Source organism: Marseilla massiliensis (genome assembly GCF_016899855.1).
GTDB lineage: Bacteria > Bacteroidota > Bacteroidia > Bacteroidales > Bacteroidaceae > Prevotella.
Genome location: NZ_JACJJG010000004.1, coordinates 1 through 19,935, shown reverse-complemented (window position 1 = coordinate 19,935; position 19,935 = coordinate 1). Strand labels below are relative to the sequence as shown.

General features: G+C 44.0%; 13 protein-coding genes and 2 tRNA genes. 11 read left to right on the top strand and 4 right to left on the bottom strand.

The annotated features are described in order from the left end of the window. Positions 1–28: 28 nt before the first annotated feature. On the bottom strand, positions 29–1,045 hold the full coding sequence (locus H6A34_RS01825) for a PhoH family protein (protein ID WP_021948072.1): 1,017 nt from the start codon (positions 1,043–1,045) through the stop codon (positions 29–31). Positions 1,046–1,259: 214 nt separating this feature from the next. Between H6A34_RS01825 and H6A34_RS01820 the strand changes: the two genes are divergently transcribed. Then, positions 1,260–2,141, top strand: coding sequence for a DUF5715 family protein (locus tag H6A34_RS01820; RefSeq protein WP_239480721.1), 882 nt, complete (start codon positions 1,260–1,262; stop codon positions 2,139–2,141). An 87-nt stretch (positions 2,142–2,228) separates the two neighbouring features. Here H6A34_RS01820 and H6A34_RS01815 read toward each other — a convergent pair whose 3' ends face one another. Continuing rightward, a complete protein-coding gene (locus tag H6A34_RS01815; protein WP_021948074.1) occupies positions 2,229–4,769 on the bottom strand; it encodes an ATP-dependent Clp protease ATP-binding subunit in 2,541 nt (846 codons plus the stop codon). A 900-nt stretch (positions 4,770–5,669) separates the two neighbouring features. Here H6A34_RS01815 and H6A34_RS01810 point away from each other — a divergent pair. The 6 genes from H6A34_RS01810 to H6A34_RS01785 all read left to right on the top strand — a co-directional run bounded on the left by H6A34_RS01810 (position 5,670) and on the right by H6A34_RS01785 (position 13,926). Beyond that, entirely contained in the window at positions 5,670–7,337 is a 1,668-nt protein-coding gene (locus H6A34_RS01810; RefSeq protein WP_205103099.1) for a glycogen/starch synthase, read from the top strand. 115 nt (positions 7,338–7,452) lie between these two features. Further along, positions 7,453–10,008, top strand: coding sequence for an alpha-glucan family phosphorylase (gene glgP / locus H6A34_RS01805; RefSeq protein WP_021948077.1), 2,556 nt, complete (start codon positions 7,453–7,455; stop codon positions 10,006–10,008). Between the two features lie 444 nt (positions 10,009–10,452). Beyond that, a tRNA-Ser gene (locus H6A34_RS01800) sits at positions 10,453–10,540 on the top strand. A gap of 32 nt (positions 10,541–10,572) precedes the next feature. Further along, positions 10,573–10,644 (top strand) — tRNA-Glu (locus tag H6A34_RS01795). Between the two features lie 299 nt (positions 10,645–10,943). Then, positions 10,944–11,339 (top strand): GLPGLI family protein, encoded by a 396-nt coding sequence (locus H6A34_RS01790; protein ID WP_205103170.1) that lies wholly within the window; start codon positions 10,944–10,946, stop codon positions 11,337–11,339. A 13-nt stretch (positions 11,340–11,352) separates the two neighbouring features. Continuing rightward, a complete protein-coding gene (locus H6A34_RS01785) occupies positions 11,353–13,926 on the top strand; it encodes a hypothetical protein (protein ID WP_239480720.1) in 2,574 nt (857 codons plus the stop codon). 163 nt (positions 13,927–14,089) lie between these two features. On the opposite strand, the gene H6A34_RS01780 is transcribed toward H6A34_RS01785, so the two are convergent. Both H6A34_RS01780 and H6A34_RS01775 read right to left on the bottom strand, forming a co-directional pair. Next, positions 14,090–14,737 (bottom strand): DUF3256 family protein, encoded by a 648-nt coding sequence (locus H6A34_RS01780; protein ID WP_205103098.1) that lies wholly within the window; start codon positions 14,735–14,737, stop codon positions 14,090–14,092. A 28-nt stretch (positions 14,738–14,765) separates the two neighbouring features. Then, a complete protein-coding gene (locus H6A34_RS01775) occupies positions 14,766–16,088 on the bottom strand; it encodes a phenylacetate--CoA ligase family protein (RefSeq protein ID WP_205103097.1) in 1,323 nt (440 codons plus the stop codon). Positions 16,089–16,991: 903 nt separating this feature from the next. Between H6A34_RS01775 and purU the strand changes: the two genes are divergently transcribed. From purU to hisF, 4 genes are all read left to right on the top strand, one after another. Further along, positions 16,992–17,855 carry a formyltetrahydrofolate deformylase gene (gene purU, locus H6A34_RS01770; RefSeq protein ID WP_021947133.1) on the top strand — a complete coding sequence of 288 codons (864 nt, stop codon included), beginning with the start codon at positions 16,992–16,994 and terminating at the stop codon, positions 17,853–17,855. A 37-nt stretch (positions 17,856–17,892) separates the two neighbouring features. Next, positions 17,893–18,486 (top strand): imidazole glycerol phosphate synthase subunit HisH, encoded by a 594-nt coding sequence (hisH, locus tag H6A34_RS01765; protein ID WP_205103095.1) that lies wholly within the window; start codon positions 17,893–17,895, stop codon positions 18,484–18,486. Positions 18,487–18,523: 37 nt separating this feature from the next. Beyond that, a complete protein-coding gene (hisA, locus tag H6A34_RS01760) occupies positions 18,524–19,240 on the top strand; it encodes a 1-(5-phosphoribosyl)-5-[(5-phosphoribosylamino)methylideneamino]imidazole-4-carboxamide isomerase (protein WP_205103094.1) in 717 nt (238 codons plus the stop codon). A gap of 1 nt (position 19,241) precedes the next feature. Then, a partial coding sequence (gene hisF, locus H6A34_RS01755) for an imidazole glycerol phosphate synthase subunit HisF (RefSeq protein WP_205103093.1) occupies positions 19,242–19,935 on the top strand: 694 nt, incomplete at its 3' end.

Below are 19,935 nucleotides of genomic sequence, written 5' to 3'. Positions count from 1 at the left end.
CAGCGGGGCGACAGATTGTCATGGATGGCTATTTATCGCTCACTTTCTCTGGTACTTGTATTTCTTCTGAATTTTCGGCTTTATTATGGTTGGGGCTTTTCCCGTTATGCAACTTGTCCGCGTTTTCATACGCATGAACTATTCGTGTTACGAGCTTGTGTCTTACAATGTCTTTTTCGTTCATGTTTATGAATGATATTCCCTCCACTCCTTTTAGAATGCCGACGGCTTCACGAAGTCCGCTTAATGTTCCGTGTGGTAAGTCTATCTGGGTTAAGTCTCCGGTTATTATCATCTTGGTGTTCCATCCCATTCTTGTAAGGAACATGCGTATCTGTGCGGAGGTAGTGTTTTGCGCTTCGTCCAATATTACTACGGCATCACTTAGCGTCCGTCCTCGCATGAATGCGAGCGGCGCTATTTGTATGACATGCTTTTCCATCATGTCTTGTAGCTTAACGGCTGGAATCATGTCTTCCAAAGAGTCGTACAATGGTTGGAGGTATGGGTCGATTTTTTCCTTCATGTCTCCTGGCAGGAATCCCAGTTTTTCCCCCGCTTCAACAGCAGGACGGCTCAATATGATTTTCTTCGCCGTTTTTTCCTTCAGGGCTTTCACTGCGAGAGCAATGCTAAGGTAAGTTTTACCAGTTCCGGCCGGCCCGATTGCGAATATCATGTCGTTTTTATCATAAGCATCGATAAGCTTTTGCTGATTTTCGCTACGGCTTTTTATCGGTTTTCCTGATATATTGTATACCACAACATCCTTTGCGGTGTCATCCTTGGTCTTTTTCCCTTTTATGATATCCAGTATATCCTCGTCATTAATAGAGTTGTATTTCAGAACATGCAAACGTATTTTTTCTATATTCTCCTCGAATACAGCCATCTGTTCTTCATCACCAAGTACACGCATCACGTTGTCGCGTGCAACAATTCTAAGTTTGGGATATAATGCCTTGATTATTTGCAGATGTGAATTGTTGGCCCCGTATAACACAACAGGGTCAATATCTTCAAGTACGATATGCTTCTCTATCAATTTTACCGACAATTAAAATTATTGTGCAAAATTACTGAATATTTTTAATATTACGCTGTTTTTCCTTTTCTTTTTTAATGTTGAATGGTTCTTGTTCATAAGTATATTGATTTCATTAAATCATCTCGTCAATGTGACAAAACACCTTATTTGTTTTGAAATTCCGCTTGTTTACATTACTTTTGCAATATATTTGTTCAAGCGGACTCAATAAATGATATTTAATTATAATGATTTTTTACGGTGGAAGGCTCGCTTTTCATCTTTTCGTATAAAAGGAGCCAAGAATAAGTTTTTGGCATCTTTCGTCGTAATTGTAGTTGTCCTGGCGTTTGTCAGGTTGATTTTTCCGTCAGTCGCAGAAGACAGAACTAAAAATGCGATGTTGGCAAATGAAGTGCGGAAGTCTGTTGACGATAAAACTGATGATACTGCTGCTCTTCACGTTCCGGTGTCTATTAAGCCTGTAAATGCAGCTACTGGTTTTCCTCTACCGTCGTTTTTTGATGGCAAAGGCAATATTGTTAAGCACCGTATAAACAGCGTGCCCGGTTTTAGTCGTACCTTTCCTGATAATAATGACGTACAGCTTATGGCCGCGAACTATTACGGAGTAAAGCCTGTTGAGGACAGAAAAGATGCCGAACACCGTAAGAAGGAGCTGGTTTTTGTCGGGGCAAGTCCGTATTTTCATATAGATCCGTTGCGTAGCAGTATTCCTTATCTTGTACCTCGTGCGGCCGTCTTGCTGAACGACATAGGCCGGGCTTATTATGACAGTCTGCAAATCAAGGGCATACCTCTGCATCAGATAATAGTAACAAGCGTGCTACGCTCGCGTGCAGACGTGAAAAATCTGAGACAGTATAATGGCAACGCAACGGAAAACTCATGCCATATGTACGGTACGACTTTTGATATTTGTTATAACCGTTATAAAACCGTGAGCCCTTCCGCAGACCAGCCACGTAGGGCCGTACGTAATGACACCTTGAAATGGGTGCTTAGTGAAGTGTTGCGTGATATGCGCGAGAACAAGCGTTGCTATATAAAATACGAGGTAAAGCAAGGGTGCTTCCACATAACCGTAAGATAATTTAAGAGTCAAGAATTAAGAGTTAAGAAAAATACACTTACAATTAAAACTCCAAGTCATATTTTCTTAACTCTTAATTCTTAACCCTTAATTGAATACAAGTTCCTCTTTTTCCGGATTCTTGTCAATTTTGATTATGTCGCCGGCTGTGAGTTTGCCGTCGAGCAGGAGTTCGCATACGCCGTCCTCGATGTAGTTCTGGATGGCACGTTTCAACGGTCGTGCGCCGAATTGCACGTCGTAGCCTTTCATTGCCACGAACTCTTTTGCCTTGTCAGTTATATCGAGTTTGTATCCAAGCTCTTCTACACGTTTATTCAAACCATTAAGCTCAAGGTCAATGATTTTCTTTATCGCGTTGAGGTCAAGCTGGTCGAACGTGATTATTTCGTCAAGGCGGTTAAGGAACTCTGGACTGAATTGTTTGCTCAGGCTCTTCTGTATTATGCTGCGTGCATACTCCTTGTCGTTCTCGTTCAGGCTCAGCCCCATGCTTCCGCCAGCCGTGAAACCAACGCCACGCCCGAATTCCTTTAGTTGGCGTGTACCGGCGTTGCTGGTCATTATGATTACCGTATTGCGGAAGTCTATCAGACGTCCGTTGCCGTCGGTAAGGCGACCCTCGTCAAGCACTTGCAACAGCATGTTGAACACGTTGCCGTGAGCTTTCTCGATTTCGTCAAGCAATACGATAGAGTAGGGGTGACGGCGTACCTTTTCCGTAAGTTGGCCGCCTTCCTCGTATCCTACATATCCCGGAGGCGCTCCGACAAGCCTTGACGTGTTGAAGCTCTCGCTGTATTCGCTCATGTCAATACGTATGAGAGCGTCGCTGCTGCCAAACATACATTCAGCAAGCTTTTTTGCGAGATACGTTTTGCCTACGCCTGTAGGGCCAAGGAACATGAACGCCCCAATGGGGTGGTTTGCTTCTTTCAGCCCCACGCGGTTGCGTTGTATGGCTTTTACCATTTTTTCAATGGCCTTGTCTTGGGCTATGACGGCGCTTTTCAGTTCTTCACCCATGTTTTTCAGTCGGGTGCCCTCTGCCTCGGCAATGCGTTGTACGGGGACTCCTGTTATCGTCGAAACGACGTCTGCTACATCTTTGTCAGTAATGATGTCGCGGCTGCCGATTTCGTTATTAGTCCATTTGTCCTGCAGCTCTTTCAGCTCGTTTTCAAGTTCTACCTGCTTGTCGCGGTAACTTGCGGCCAATTCAAAGTTCTGGTTACGCACAGCCGCCTGCTTCTTTTCCTTGACATAGCTGATTTCTTTCTCTTTTTCACTTATTTCCGGAGGCATTTGGGCGTGCTGAAGATGAACGCGTGCGCCGACTTCGTCGAGAGCATCGATGGCCTTGTCAGGGAAGGCGCGGTCTGTCACGTATCTGTCTGTCAGTTTGACACACGCCAGAATGGCGTCATCAGAGTATTCCACATGATGGTGGTGTTCGTAGCGGTCTTTGATGTTCCTGAGTATGGCTACAGTCTCGTCGGCGGTGGTCGGTTCAACCATTACTTTCTGGAAGCGTCTCTCCAGCGCTCCGTCTTTCTCTATCGAATTCCTGTATTCGTCAAGTGTTGTTGCGCCGATGCACTGTATGGTGCCGCGTGCGAGTGCCGGTTTCAGCATGTTGGCTGCGTCCATTGAGCCAGGTGTGGATCCTGCGCCTACGAGTGTGTGGATTTCGTCTATGAAGATGATTACATCCGGATTTTGTTCTATTTCCTTGACGAGTGCCCTTATGCGCTCCTCGAATTGGCCTCGGTATTTCGTGCCTGCCACGATGGCTGCCATGTCGAGGTTTATTATTCTTTTGTTAAACAGGACCGGAGACGTGCGGTGGGCGCATATCAGCTGTGCCAATCCTTCTACGATGGCGCTTTTTCCTACGCCGGGCTCGCCAATTAATACCGGATTGTTTTTCTTGCGCCGGCAAAGGATTTCGGTTACTCGCTGTATTTCGCGTTCACGTCCTACAACGGGGTCGAGTTTCCCTTCCGAGGCAGCCTTTGTCAGGTCTGTACCGAAGTTGTCAAGTACGGGGGTTTTGCCCGTAGGGCGGTGAACGCTTGTTGTCGTGCCTTGCTGTCTTGCTTTTTGTGAATTGTCGCCGTTTATGCTGAGCATACCGTCTTCGTCATCTTCATCCTTGTCGGGCATGCTGATTCCGTCATTGGGTATGTTAGCCGCCTGCTGGAAATATGTCAGTGCGTCCTCGTAGTTCATGTTGTTAAATTCAAGTACTTCTTTTGCGCCGTTGTTCACTTGGTCATGAAGTATGGCGAGCAGTAAATGCTGCTCGTCTACCATCTGCCTGGATTGTATGCGTGCTTCGAGCACAGCCAGTTTCAGGATGTTGCTGGCTTTTTCGTTCAGTACGAGTTCATGCGTGCGCAAAGGTTGCGCAATGTCCTCTTCACGCACCTTCTGCTCAAGCTCGTCTTTTATTGATTGGAAATTGATGTCTGATTTTACGAATAATTCATGCACAGGGCCTGTCTTGTCACGCAGGATGCCAAGCAATAAGTGCTCGGGTCCTACCGACCTGCTGGCAAGCCGTGCGGCTTCCTCGCGGCTGAACGCCAGTATTTGAGATACTTTTGGTGAAAATTGACTGGTCATGTATTTCTCCTGTTTTTATCTTTTTACGTATAGTGCCTGCCTTTACGGGAGTTGTCTCGCCTTTTGGCGGCTTTTGTACGCCTTCTGCTTGTAATTCGTTTCCCGTGTGCAAAGATACACATTTTATTCTATACAAATATTGTGCCAATATTATTATTGACTATTTTTATTATGCTGTGTCAATATTTAGCTTTTTTGAATGGCGCTACTTGCTGGTTAACGGGCCGTTTTGGGATATGCCGGTTTTGCTGGATACCGTTATTTGGGCATGTTTTGTGTAGTCACTTTGTATCCATTATGCCACTTGTTGTTGTCATTTTGTCATATCGGCTTTGTCTGCCTTAATGGCTGAACCAGGAAAAACAAAGTCCGTGGATTGTTCTTTTTAACGTTTGGATGCTGCCGTATTTGTTCTGTATTTCCGTCAATTTTGTCTTTATTGAGTTGTTTTTTAGTAATAAAAGGCCGTTTATTGTCGTGTCGTTTACGGTCTTTGCCGGGATAATGGACGGCTTTTTGTGTTTGCAACGGTCATGTTTCACCCTTTTTACGGTGATTTTTATTGCACAGATGTTGTGCTGTGTAATGTAATGGACTGTATTGCAGTCTATTAGCATGTGCACGCTCTATTTTCGCTTATTTGCGTCCTGTCGTTTTTATTTTTAAAATAACTCGATTCTGAGACTTTGTTGAAAATCAAAAAGAAAGCATTTCCGCCCCAATGCGGACATTGTGGCATGATGAGTGTGTGGCGGCATATGTACCGCCCTTTTATACAGTTGTGATATGGCAATTTATGTATGTCAAGAAAACATGGGTTTTATAAAAATTTTTATAAGGCACTTTTTGTTTTGTAATAAAAATTATTATCTTTGCACGCATTATTTTAAGAAATATACGATGGCGACAGGAGTTTTATTGCCCGACTATATATTTGAGTCAAGTTGGGAGGTTTGCAATAAGGTAGGAGGTATATATACGGTCCTTTCGACAAGGGCCAAGACATTGCAAACCGTATTGAAAGACAGAATTATTTTTATAGGTCCGGACGTTTTTAAAGGTGATAATCCATATTTCAAAGAAGATGAAGCGCTTTTCAATGACTGGAAGGCGCAGGCGCAGCATGACGGACTCTCCGTCAGGATAGGGCGGTGGATGGTGCCGGGAGAGCCGGTGGCGGTCCTCGTGGATTTCAGCAAATACTATAATGACAAGAACGAGATATATACCCGCTTGTGGGAACTATACGGCGTAGACAGCCTCCATGCCTATGGCGATTATGACGAGGCATCGATGTTCTCGTATGCCGCGGCTAAGGTGGTGGAGAGCTTTTATGGCTATTATCTTGACGACACAAAGAAAGTTATATATCACGGCAATGAATGGATGACTGGGCTCGGACTGCTCTATATCAACCATAAGTTACCGCAAGTGGCAACGTTGTTTACCACGCATGCAACGAGCATAGGCCGTAGCATTGCCGGAAACAATAAGCCTTTATATGACTATCTGTTCGCTTATAACGGCGACCAGATGGCCGGCGAACTTAACATGCAGAGCAAGCACTCCATAGAGAAACAGACGGCGAAGTATGTTGACTGTTTCACTACGGTAAGCGAGATTACTGCAAACGAGTGTAAAGAACTGCTTGACAAACCTGTGGACTTTGTACTTCCCAATGGTTTCGAGAATGATTTTGTGCCAAAGGGTGCGCAGTTTACACGTAAACGCAAGGCTGCCCGCAAGCGTATTTTCGATGTTGCCAACGCTTTGCTCGGAATGGAGATTGACGACGAGAATACGCTTGTAGTATCAACAAGCGGCAGGTATGAATTCCGCAACAAGGGCGTGGACGTGTATATCGAGGCGATGAACCGTCTGTTGAGGGACAATCGCCTAAAGAAGAATGTTATTGCGTTCATCGAGGTGCCGGGATGGGTTGGCGAACCGCGGCAAGACCTGATAGACCGACTTGTCTCGGGACGTAAATACGACACTCCATTGCACGTCCCAATGCTTACACATTGGCTCCATAATATGAGCCACGACAATGTGCTTGACATGATGAAGTACCTCGATATGCAGAATCGCAAGGACGACAAGGTGAAACTTATCTTCCTTCCATGCTACCTGAACGGAGAGGACGGAGTGTTCAACATGAAGTATTATGACCTTGTGCTCGGTAACGACCTTTGTATATATCCGTCATATTATGAACCGTGGGGATATACGCCTCTTGAGGCGATAGCGTTCAAGGTGCCATGTATAACGTCCGACCTTGCCGGTTTCGGCTTGTGGGTTAATTCAGAACTCGGCAGATACGGTGAAATCACCGATGGCGTAAAGGTAATACACCGCACTGATTATAATTATTCCGAAGTGGCTGATAAAATAAAGGATACAGTCGCTGAATATTCAAACTTTACGCCTGCGGATGTGAAAAAGTCGCGTGACAATGCTGATAAACTATCGCATAAGGCCCTTTGGAGTAATTTCATAAAATATTATTATCAGGCTTACGATTTTGCCTTGAAAAAGGCGGAAGAGAGGAAAAAGACAATTAAGTGATAAAAGTTAAGAATTAAGGAAATATGCATGGCAAACGACCAGGCGGCAGTTCTCTTAATTCTTAACTTTTAATTCTTAATTACAAAAACTATAATTCTTGAACATAAAATAAATTATGAAGATTAAAGCTGATTATGTCAACGCCCCTCAATGGAAGGAGCTGACCGTGAAATCAAGATTGCCGGAACAGTTGAAATGTCTGGACGAGCTTGCGCATAATATGTGGTGGGCTTGGAACTATGAGGCAAGAGATTTGTGGAGAAGCCTTGACGAACAACTGTACGAGGAAGTAGGACACAATCCCGTATTGTTGCTTGAGCGTCTCAGTTATGACCGCAAGGAAGAGATTGTTCACGACAAGGCCATAATGAAGAGAGTCAAGGACGTTTACGGCATGTTCCGTAAATATATGGACGTAAAGCCTGACAGCAAGCGCCCGTCCGTAGCTTATTTCAGCATGGAGTATGGTATCAACCAGGTCTTGAAAATATATTCAGGCGGTCTTGGCATGTTGGCCGGTGACTATCTTAAGGAGGCTTCGGACAGCAATGTGGATATGTGCGCCGTTGGTTTCCTTTACAGGTATGGATATTTCAAGCAGTCACTCAGTATGGACGGCCAGCAGATTGCCAATTATGAGGCGCAGAATTTCAACTCGCTGCCCATAGAGCGCCAGCTTGATGCCGATGGTAATCCTCTTGTCGTTGATGTTCCTTACGTAAATTACCTTGTTCACGCATATGTATGGCGTGTTAACGTTGGACGTATTTCACTGTATCTGCTCGATACCGACAATGAAATGAACTCTGACTTCGACAAGCCTATTACGCACTCTCTTTACGGAGGCGATTGGGAGAACCGCCTGAAGCAGGAAATCCTGCTGGGTATCGGTGGTATCCTTACCCTGAAGAAGCTCGGAATAAAGAAAGATGTATATCATTGCAACGAGGGACATGCTGCGCTTTGCAACCTTCAGCGCCTTTGCGACTATGTTCAGGGAGGCCTTACATTCAATCAGGCTCTCGAACTTGTGCGTGCATCTTCTCTTTACACGGTGCATACTCCGGTGCCTGCCGGCCATGACTATTTTGACGAAGGCTTGTTCGGCAAGTATATGGGCGGTTATCCTTCCATACTCGGAATCAGCTGGGACGAATTCATCGGTATGGGTCGTACAAACCCCGATGACCATAACGAGAAGTTCTGCATGTCGACATTCGCATGTAACACTTGTCAGGAGGTTAACGGCGTGAGCAAACTGCACGGATGGGTTAGCCAAAAGATGTTCTCCGGTATTTGGAAGGGATATTACCCGGAGGAGAACCATGTAGGATATGTTACCAACGGTGTACACTTCCCAACATGGGCTGCTACCGAGTGGCGTAAGCTTTATGCCCAGTATTTTGACGAGTCGTTCATGTCTGACCAGAGCAACGAGAAGATCTGGCACGCCATCTATAACGTACCGGATGACGTAATCTGGGATACTCGTATGGGATTGAAAAAGAAACTTACCGACTACATTCGTGTTAAGTTCCGTGAGACATGGCTCAAGAATCAGGGTGACCCGGCACGCGTTGTCTCCTTGCTTGAGAAAATCAATCCTAATGCGCTGATGATTGGTTTCTGCCGTCGTTTCGCGACTTATAAGAGAGCTCACCTGCTCTTTACGGATCTTGACCGTCTTTCTAAGATAGTCAACGATCCTGAACATCCGGTGCAATTCCTGTTTGCCGGTAAGGCACACCCCGCAGATGGTGCAGGCCAGGGACTTATCAAGAAGATCTTTGAGATAAGCCAACGTCCTGAGTTCCTCGGCAAAATAATATTCCTTGAAGATTATGACATGCAGTTGGCACGCCGACTTGTGTCAGGTGTTGATATCTGGATGAATACTCCGACACGTCCTCTTGAGGCATCTGGTACGTCTGGTGAGAAGGCTGAAATGAACGGCGTGGTCAATTTGTCTGTACTTGACGGCTGGTGGCTTGAAGGATACCGTGAGGGTGCCGGATGGGCTTTGACCGAGAAACGTACATACAAGAACCAGGGATATCAGGACCAGTTGGATGCAGCTACAATCTACGGACTTCTTGAGAACGAGATTATACCTCTGTATTATAACAAGAATGACAAGGGATACAGCGAAGGCTGGATAAATGTGATCAAGAATTCAATAGCAAAGATAGCCCCGCATTATACGATGAAACGCCAGCTTGATGATTATTACAGCAAGTTCTACACGAAGGAGGCGCTTCGCTTCAAGAAGCTTGCCGCTAATGACAACAGATTGGCTAAGGACATTGCACAGTGGAAAGAGGCTGTCGCAGAGCGTTGGGATTCGATAACAGTAGTATCAAAGGAGACTACGATGCCGTCAACGGGTATGGAGACTGGAGTAGAGTATAAGATCAGAATCGTGGTTGACGAGCAGGGACTCAATGATGCGATCGGATTAGAGTTTGTATCAGTTACAACCGACAAGAACGGTGAGGAGAGAATCTCAAACGTGTTCCCGTTCAAGCTTTTGGGTAACGAAGGTAACCTTTATACTTTTGAGGCTGTTGTCGAGGCTTCAGAGGCCGGAACATACAAGACAGGCATAAGGATGTATCCTAAGAACGAAAATCTGCCTCATCGTCAAGACTTCTGCTATGTTAAGTGGATTTAATGCTTTGGGTTAACGGATATATGTAATGTAATCACGTATCCGTTGATAACACGCTTCTCTATAACGGCGTACAGACCATCTGCGTCTGTACGCCGTTTCTTTATGTTTTTGTACATCTTTTTCCTTTGCATTTCATGTGTTTTTATCTTTATTCAAGTAGAATGTAATATATAATAGGTGGATGTTATATTTGACAGCCTTATCTCATCGTTTATGAAATGCCGCCATTTGTCATGCAATATGCGGCATTTTATCATGTGTTTTGCCGTCTTTTATAATCCAAATGGCCGTTAATTGGAATATATAATGCAGGAAAACAGGCAAACATGAACAAAAAAGATGTTTTTTTGAAAATATCTCATGAAAAATTTGCAGGTATAGAAAAATATGCTTACCTTTGCAACCGCATTTGAGCGATAATGCTTCGGTACAATAAACCGGAAAGGAAGTTTGGGTGAGTGGCTGAAACCAGCAGTTTGCTAAACTGCCGTGCGAGTTTATCGTACCGGGGGTTCGAATCCCCCAGCTTCCGCATAGGTGCTTGAATATTAAGATGATAGATATGGTGGATTCATCTAATGGTTAGGATACAAGATTCTCAATCTTGGCATAGGGGTTCGATTCCCCTATCCACTACGAAGAGCTGTCTATAAGTTATCTTATAGGCAGCTCTTTTGTTTTTATATATTTTCAGTTGGCTGCGTTTATGAGTATATCTGACAAGCTTATATTGAAAAGAATGGCAATCATAGAGGGGGTAAACAATAAATTGAAAAATATCGCGTAGGTTGAACTTTCTTGATATATATCGTTTGAGAATTTCTTTGTCATTGCATTCGGAACGTTAGTGGCATATTACAGTTTCATGAAAATCTTGTAAAAGTTTATAATATATTTTGACGGCTAATTCATATTATTCTAAGCGAAGGTGACAAATTCAAAATTCGGGCGAATACGGAGAAAGAAAATGGATCGTATGGTACGCACATGAAATACCGACAACATTCGGGCCTTGGAAATTTTGCGGTCTTCCCGGTCTCGTAATGCTGGCTTATGATACAGAGAACATACACCGTTTTGAAGCCATTACTTTCCGAAAAGGCACATTGCCGATAGCTTTGCCTGATATACCAAATATCGTGACAGTGGAAAGGGGCAAGTTTATAAAGAGCAAGAACAAATTTGAAGAGAACCCTATGGGTAACATTCCGCCTGAATCAATCAGTGAAATGGTTGTGCAAAAGGATGAGAATGGGAAAGGTTCTATCCTTATCAACGGAGTACAGTTGCGGCTTCGTCCAAACGGTTACACTCCTCTGGAGTTGGAATGAAAAAATTTTGACTATGCGTTTGTTGTTCAGTATCTTGTTTCTCTGTATTGTAAGCATTGCTTATTCTCAAAGCCGTGTAGAAGGAATGCTTAAAGATATTTCCGGTGCAGGCATTGACGGTGCTATAGTCAAAATCTCTGCTGACAGCACCGTCATTGCCTATGCAATTTCCGACAAGGGTCAATTTAATGTTGCCTTTAATACAAATGCAAGAAAAGTCAAGCTAATCGCTGAGTCGATAGGATACGAGTCTGTGGAAAATGAGATCATGAATGTGTCCCAGACTTATAATATTACAATGAAAGAAGAAGCGACAGAATTAAAAGAAGTCGTAGTGAAGGCCCCGGCTATCTACCAGCACGGTGACACCCTGTCATATAATCTTTCTTCATATATCACCCAAAGTGACTATACATTGAAAGACGCCCTGAAAAAACTCCCGGGCATAGACGTAGAAGAATCCGGCAATATCAAATATTTAGGAAAGGAAATCTCAAATTTTTACATCGACGGTTTGGATTTGCTTGGCGGAAAATATAATATTGCGACGACAAACATACCTGCCTCATATGTAAATTCTGTTCAGGTTTTGAACAATCATCAGGCTGTAAACATGAATAAGGATATATTTTCCGATGACGTGGCTATAAACATCAACATGAGTAACAATGCACGTTTCAAACCTATTGGAACCTATGAAGGCTCTGTCGGATATGGTGACGACTGGCAGTATAAAGTTAGCGGAGCCGGTATGCTTTTCAAGCCCAAGTTCCAAACCATTGCCACATTGAAAATAGGAAACATACAATCCTTTGCTTCAAATGAAGTAACTTCTCTTTTTGGAGGCGTTGAGGAAGAGTCAAAGGCAGAAAAGCTTATAGGGAATATATCGGCTTCAGCTCCGCCGATAGACAAAGACCGGTATGCCTCGCCTGATGAACACCTCTTTTCAGTCAATTTCATCAAAAAAATAACTGAAACGGCCACATTGCGTGGAAACGTCGATTACAGCTATTCCAAAAGCCGCTATGATTATGACATCCAACGCAACTTTTATGACGGTTATGAGAATATAATCATCGACCAAGGCATAAATTCACTGTCAACAAGTCATTCCCCAAGTTTCTCAATCGTTTATAAAAACAATGCGGCGACAAGCTACCTTAACAACACTTTATTTGGCAAGGCTACGTTCCTAAGAAACGAATTGCCGACAATGGAAAACAGCCAAGAGCTTATGCAACAACAGTCCATGCGTGACTACTATGTGGAAAATGATTTCTCATATAGCTGGCGCAAAGGGAAACTGCGCTGGAGCCTGTTTTCATCCGTTCTGTTATTCAATACGCCCAAGGTTAGTCTTATTGTGGCAAACGGAGAAAATGACATTCATCAAAGCGCAAACAGTTTGGGGCTCCTGACCAAGAATGTCTTGTCTGCTGTTTATGATTTCAATAATTCTCGTTTTTATTTTCCACTGTCGCTGAACTACTCGGCAGATAAAATCCAAACAGAATTGCAGTCCGATTTGGGCAATACTGGAAACAAGAATGATATGAAGGGCGGCAAGCTTAGCATTGCTTTTGCTCCCAAGTATGAATACACCCATCCGAGACGCATATATGTTTTTCGGGCCGATGTGCCTATGCGGATAGATTACATATACAACAATAACCACATTCTTAATGCTAAAGATAATTTCGGTTTCTTTTCCGTATGCCCTGAAATCTATTTCAACTATAAAGCCAGTAGCCGTTCCGTACTTAGGGCGCGGGTTGCTTATACACGTGACTCTGGTGACATATTGGATTTCTTGACGTTTCCTGTGCAGACTGATAACACGACTCGGAAAATAAGCTCCGGTATTTTGCAGGACAACAAATCGTTGATGGTAAACCTGCACTATGACTATAAAATTCCATTGGACATGTGGTTTGTAAATGCAGACATAATATACCAAAGGGAGCATAACAATCTGTTGGCGTCCCAAGATGTGGCATCAGACTTGATTCAATCGACTTTTATATACATGCCAAACAATACCAATAACATAACGGCGCAGCTGGGTATTACCAAACAAATTGAATCAATTAAGACAAAAATTTCATTGAAGGGACTGTATATATGGAGACAGCAACAGGCGGAGCAGAACGGTTTGCTTACCACATATATTTGGCAAAACGTCGGCATCTCACCTACATTGACCTCACAGCCCTGCAAGTATTTTGAATTGAACTATTCCGGCGAAATAAGCAAGACTTTTTTGAGTTATGAGAACATTAAAAGGAATTATTGGTCGCATGTACATAAAATCTCATTAAAAATCACACCGGTACAGTCACTTATTTTCTCCGCTTCATCAGACATCGTGAAAAAGGACTTAACCCAAAACATGAGTAAAACGATGGCTTTATTGGATTTTGACATAACCTGGCTGCTAAATGCTTTCAGGTTTAATCTAAGTTTGCAAAACGCGTTAAACCAAGATTCATATAGTTATTCGCTTTACAGTTCAATCAATACCTACACATATAATTACAAATTACGTGGGCGTGAATTATTATTCACGCTTGCAGTAACGCTATGATTATTTGTGAAATAAATTGTAAGATTTATATAAAACAAAAATTGATTGTCTCACGACAACCAATCTTTTATTAACCTTAATAATCTAATACCATGAAAAACACAGTGCAAAGGTATTGATTATTTTCTGTTCTGCAAAATATCAGATGATAAATATTTATTTTCTAACATATTTTAAAACTACGTCCGTCCCATTTAAATGTTTTTTGCCTTGTTATGGCCTTATATGTATCAATTTCTGATTTTTGTACGAAAGGTACGTCAAGCCTGAATGTTATGGTGTAATCATTATTTGAGATGTTTGCGCTTATGATCACAGGCTCTATGCATTTTATCAGTTCATTATATCTTGCTGTTGTCATCGTGTCAGGGCGTTGCGTAAACATGGAGAGCAATGTTTCTGCGCTATTGTCAATCGGCAGATTGAAGTTAGAGTGTATCGGAGCCCAGTCTGTTGAGAAGAAACTTATGCTGCTGTCTGAAATCGGCCGCATTACTGTTTTTGCAATGCATATTATCTTGGTACTGTCGTTTACAGGCAGTAATTTTATTTGCAGTTTTGTGGTTTCGTTTAGGTCGAACTGTGCGAAGTTGTCGCCTGAAGTGTGGATTCTTGTTGTTCCATTGAGTGCGTTTTTTATTTCAATGGTGTCTTTTTGGCCTACGAACTCGTTGATTTCCTTGCGTTGGTCATCGTTTACGTATGGCAGGATTTCTTGCGGAATCGTTTTAAGTATATCCTTTATTGATGTTTGCGCCATTGACGAGGACAGGCTTAATAGTAGCGTAGTAATAAAAAATATTTTTCTCATGTTGATTTATACTGTTTATGGTTTGTGTTTATTCTGCGTGGTTTTGGCCGCGGCCTTCGCGCAGGTCTTTTACTCTTACGGCTTTTCCTTCGCTTGTGGGGATGGAGCCTTTGTTTACGAGCTTGATTTTTGGCGTAAGCAATATTTCATCTTTCAGGGTCCGTTGTATGTTTCTTGTGATTTTCTGTAGTTCGGGATAAACGTCCGTGCGCATGTCGTCAAGCTCTACTTCTACGGTCATAATGTCATTGTCGTCCACTGTGTCGAGCGTGATGAGATAGTTGCTTCCCAGCACAGGGAACTGTGCCAATATTTTCTCTACTTGCATGGGGAATACGTTTACCCCTTTTATGATGAACATATCGTCCGTACGCCCTTTGATGCGGTCTATGCGGCGGTGGGTGCGTCCGCATGCGCATTTTCCCGGGATGATTCTTGTAAGGTCACGTGTGCGGTATCTCAGTATAGGCATCATTGTGCGGTCAAGAGTTGTCAGCACCATCTCGCCGTATTCGCCGTCAGGGACAGGCTCAAGCGTATCAGGGTCAACTATTTCCACGATATAGTTGTCTTCCCATAGATGCATCCCGTCTTGTTGCTTGCACTCGAACGCTACGCCCGGACCGTTCATTTCTGTCATGCCGAAACTGTTGTATGCTTTCACGCCAAGCAGTTTTTCTATGCGCCTGCGCTGTTCGTCCGTGTGTGGTTCGGCTCCAATAAAAAGGGTGTGGAGCCTGGTCGAGCGTGGGTCGATGCCTTCATCCTTGAACACTTCAGCCAGTCTTACGGCATAGCTTGGGATGGCGTGCAGGCATGTTGTGCCGAAGTCGCATATGAACATGATTTGTCTTTTGCTGTTTCCTGCGGCTGCCGGTACGGTTGTTGCCCCGAGCCTTTCGGCCCCGTATTGGAAGCCAAGTCCTCCGGTAAACATTCCGTAGCCTGAACTGTTCTGGAAGACGTCGGTATCTCGGCAGCCTACCATGTACATGTTGCGTGCTATCATATTGGCCCACGAGTCAATGTCGTGACGTGAATACACAACGACAGTGGGGTGGCCGGTTGTTCCGCTTGACGAATGTATGCGTATTGCGTCTTTCATGTTTCCTGCTACGAGACCGAAAGGGTAATTGTCCCTGAGGTCTTGTTTTGTCGTGAACGGTATTTTCCTGATGTCGTCAACGCTGTTTATGGATTGAGGGGTTATACCGAGTTTGCCGAGCCTGTGTCCATAAAATGGAGAGTTAAGCGCAGTTTCGATGGTTCGCCTGAGTTTTTCCGTTTGAAGTTGCCTGAGCTTTTCGCGTGGCATAGTTTCTATTTCAGGTTGCCAATATTCTCCGTTCATGCTGCTTGTCCTTTCTTTTTGATGTTTTTTCAGCTTGCAATATTACACTTTTATTTCGACATAGCCAATTAAATCTTCAGGAATTTATTCAAATAAAGATAATTGTAAAACATTAAAATAATGTTAATGCGCATCAGCCTGTATGTAATGGTTAAGGTGTCTGGATGGCCGTTGCCGAAAAAATGTAATAGTTTTGACAGAAATCCGCCAATTATTTGGCGTTAAGATAAATGCCTGTGTGTCAATGACTTGTCGAGTATGGCAAACTGAAATAAGCTGCTTTTTATGTAAAACAAGCCTTTTTCGTGGCATAATAAGCATGTTTTATGCTGTTCGTTTAGCCGTTATTTGCAATGTAAAATGCCGTTGATTGTCAGTCCAAAGGCCGTTAATGGCATGTTTAAAGGTCGTCAAATGTGTTAATGATAGGGTATAGCCGTGTTTGTTTAGCCTGCACATACCTTGACGCTTTCTATTTCATGAAAAATAAATGTAAAGTAAATGGAAAAACAAAGGTTCTCCGTTTTGTTAAAAATAGTCAAAGGATGGGGCATGGCGTATAACTTGGCATTCCGCTCGCATCGCACGGTCAGCCAGATATAAGAAGGGCATGAGACGCAAATTTTATACCATCTTGACGGTTGTAGTGCCGCAGTTAGTACATATTGGTAAGTCAAATGAGGATATTTGCCACAACTTTTTGCTTCATCGCCGTTTTGGAATACAAATTGAAAGCGTTTTGGTGCCACTTTGCAAAGATTATTAATTTTATCGGTAAAAGATGATTGCTAATCCGAAGTTTTTAGCTAATTTTGCAAATGATTATGCGCTCTGCATGCCTAAGTGTGTGCGTATTTGCGCTTTAAACGTATCATTTTAAGGTAAAATATAGAGACTGAGCTAATGAAACCAACCGCTATATTACTGCTACATTGTCCTGACAGTCAGGGCATTATCACTGAGGTTACGCGATTCATTACCGATAATAACGGCAACATCGTATATCTTGACCAGTATGTCGACAGGCAGGACGGAATGTTCTTCATGCGTATAGAGTGGGAACTTGACGGCTTCATCATCCCGCGCGAGAAGCTGAAAGATTATATCCAGACGCTTTATGCCGTGAGGTATGACATGACTTTCAATCTATATTTCAATGACGTAAAGCCGCGTATGGCCATTTTCGTGAGCAAGATGAGCCATTGCCTTTACGACCTTTTGGCACGCTACAAGGCCGGAGAATGGAATGTTGAGATACCGTGTATAGTAAGTAACCACGAAGACTTACGCTATGTGGCAGAGCAGTTTGGCATACCTTATTATGTGTGGTCGATAAAGAAAGACCACTCAAACAAGGCCGAGGTGGAGCAGGCGGAGATGGAGTTGCTCAAAAAGGAGAAAGTAACGTTTATTGTGCTTGCGCGCTATATGCAGATTATAAGCGAGAAACTGATCAGCGCTTATCCGCACCACATAATCAACATACACCACTCGTTTCTGCCCGCCTTCATAGGCGCTAAGCCGTATCACCAGGCATGGGAGCGAGGAGTGAAAATCGTAGGGGCAACCAGCCATTACGTGACGATGGAGCTTGATGCCGGTCCGATAATAGAGCAGGATGTCGTACGCATTTCCCATAAGGATACGCCCGAAAGCCTTGTCCTTAAGGGGCGCGACCTTGAGAAGATAGTGTTGAGCCGCGCTGTTACTAAACATATAGAACGGAAGATTCTGACTTACAATAACAAGACGATAATATTCAGCTGATTTATGGCTGTATTGGCGTTCCAACTTATGATGAAAGATGGATGTAGTCGTAGTAAAATATAATGCGGGCAATGTTTACAGTGTTGTCAACGCGCTGCGCCGCTTGGGCGTAGACCCCTTGCTTACCGATGACCCTGCTCTTATCCGGAAAGCCGACAAGGTGGTGTTTCCCGGACAGGGCGAGGCCGGTAGCGCTATGGCGTATTTGCGTGCGCATGGACTCGACGTTGTGATAAAAAGCCTCAGTCAGCCCGTTCTCGGCATTTGCATCGGCCAACAGCTACTTTGCCGTCATTCGGAAGAGGGCGACACCGATTGTCTTGGAATATTCGATGTAGACGTTAAGAGATTTTGTCCCATGCGCCATGAGGATAAAGTTCCGGCAATGGGATGGAACTCTTTGTACGACCTGCGTTCGCCTTTGTTTAAGGGGCTTCCTGCAGAAGGCGCGTATGTTTATTTCGTGCATAGCTATTATGTGCCCGTTTGCGGTGATACAGTGGCAAAGGCGGATTATATCCATCCATATAGTGCTGCGATGGGCAAGGATAATTTTTACGCAACCCAGTTTCATCCCGAGAAAAGCGGGAGCGTGGGGGAGATTATATTGAGAAATTTCCTCGAAATGTAGCGAGCCTTGGCACAACGTTACTCATAAACCGAATACAATGATAGAGCTTATACCAGCGATAGACATAATCGACGGAAAATGCGTCAGACTGACCAAAGGTGATTATGCGGCTAAAACCGTATACGGAGACTCTCCGGCGGAAATGGCGCAAATGTTCGAGCGTTGTGGGTTCAGACGCCTGCATGTTGTCGACCTTGACGGAGCTAAGTCCAGGCATGTCGTGAATCTGGAGACCCTCAGAAATATAACGGAAACAACCGGGCTGACGGTAGATTTCGGTGGAGGCGTGAAGACCGAGGAGGATATCATTAAGGCTTTTGAAAGTGGGGCGGCAATGGTGACAGTTGGTTCTGTAGCCGTTACGAACAGAGAGCTGTTCGTTAGCTGGCTTGATAAATTTGGCCCTGAGAGGCTTATACTTGGCGCTGATGTACGTAATGGCAAAATAAGTATAAACGGATGGCGTGAGGATACTTCGGAAGATGTAATAACGTTCTTGGAGTATTATGTAGGCAAGGGCGTAACTAACGTACTTTGTACGGACATCTCAAAGGACGGAACCTTGCAGGGGCCGGCGTTCTCTTTATACAAAGAAATACTTAACGCCTTTCCTGGAATAAATCTCATAGCAAGCGGTGGTGTCTCTTGCATTGACGACATACGCCGTCTTGAGAGCGACGGAGTGCCTGCTGTCGTTTTTGGTAAGGCAATATATGAAGGCAAGATAGATTTGTGCTCTTTAATTAACTTGTGATATGTCGGGAGGATTGGCCAAAAGAATAATACCGTGTCTTGACGTTAAGGACGGGCAGACGGTTAAGGGTACGAATTTCGTAAATCTCAGGAATGCCGGTGACCCGGTTGCCTTAGGTAAGGCTTATAGTCTTGCCGGAGCCGACGAGCTTGTGTTTCTTGATATAACGGCAAGTGTAGAGGGCCGTAAGACCTTTACGGAAATGGTTACACGTGTGGCTCAGGAAATAAACATCCCCTTTACCGTAGGTGGCGGGATAAATGACATTTCAGATGTCGAACGGTTGCTCGCGGCTGGCGCCGACAAAATTAGCGTGAACAGCGCTGCGTTGCGGCGGCCGTCACTTGTAGATGAGATTACGGGGCGTTTCGGATCGCAGGTGTGTGTGTGCGCTATTGATGCGAAGTGTGTTGACGGCCGTTGGTTATGCTTCCTTAATGGAGGACGTGTACCTACAGAACGAGACTTGTTCGATTGGGCTCACGAAGTTGAAGACCGCGGCGCAGGTGAAATTCTGTTTACCAGCATGAACCATGACGGAGTGAAATGTGGATACGCTAATGAAGCTTTGGCAAAATTGGCGGATGAATTGTGCATACCTGTCATCGCGAGTGGAGGTGCTGGTAAACGTGAGCATTTCAGGGATGCATTCACGGTTGGAAAGGCCGACGCGGTGTTAGCGGCAAGTGTATTCC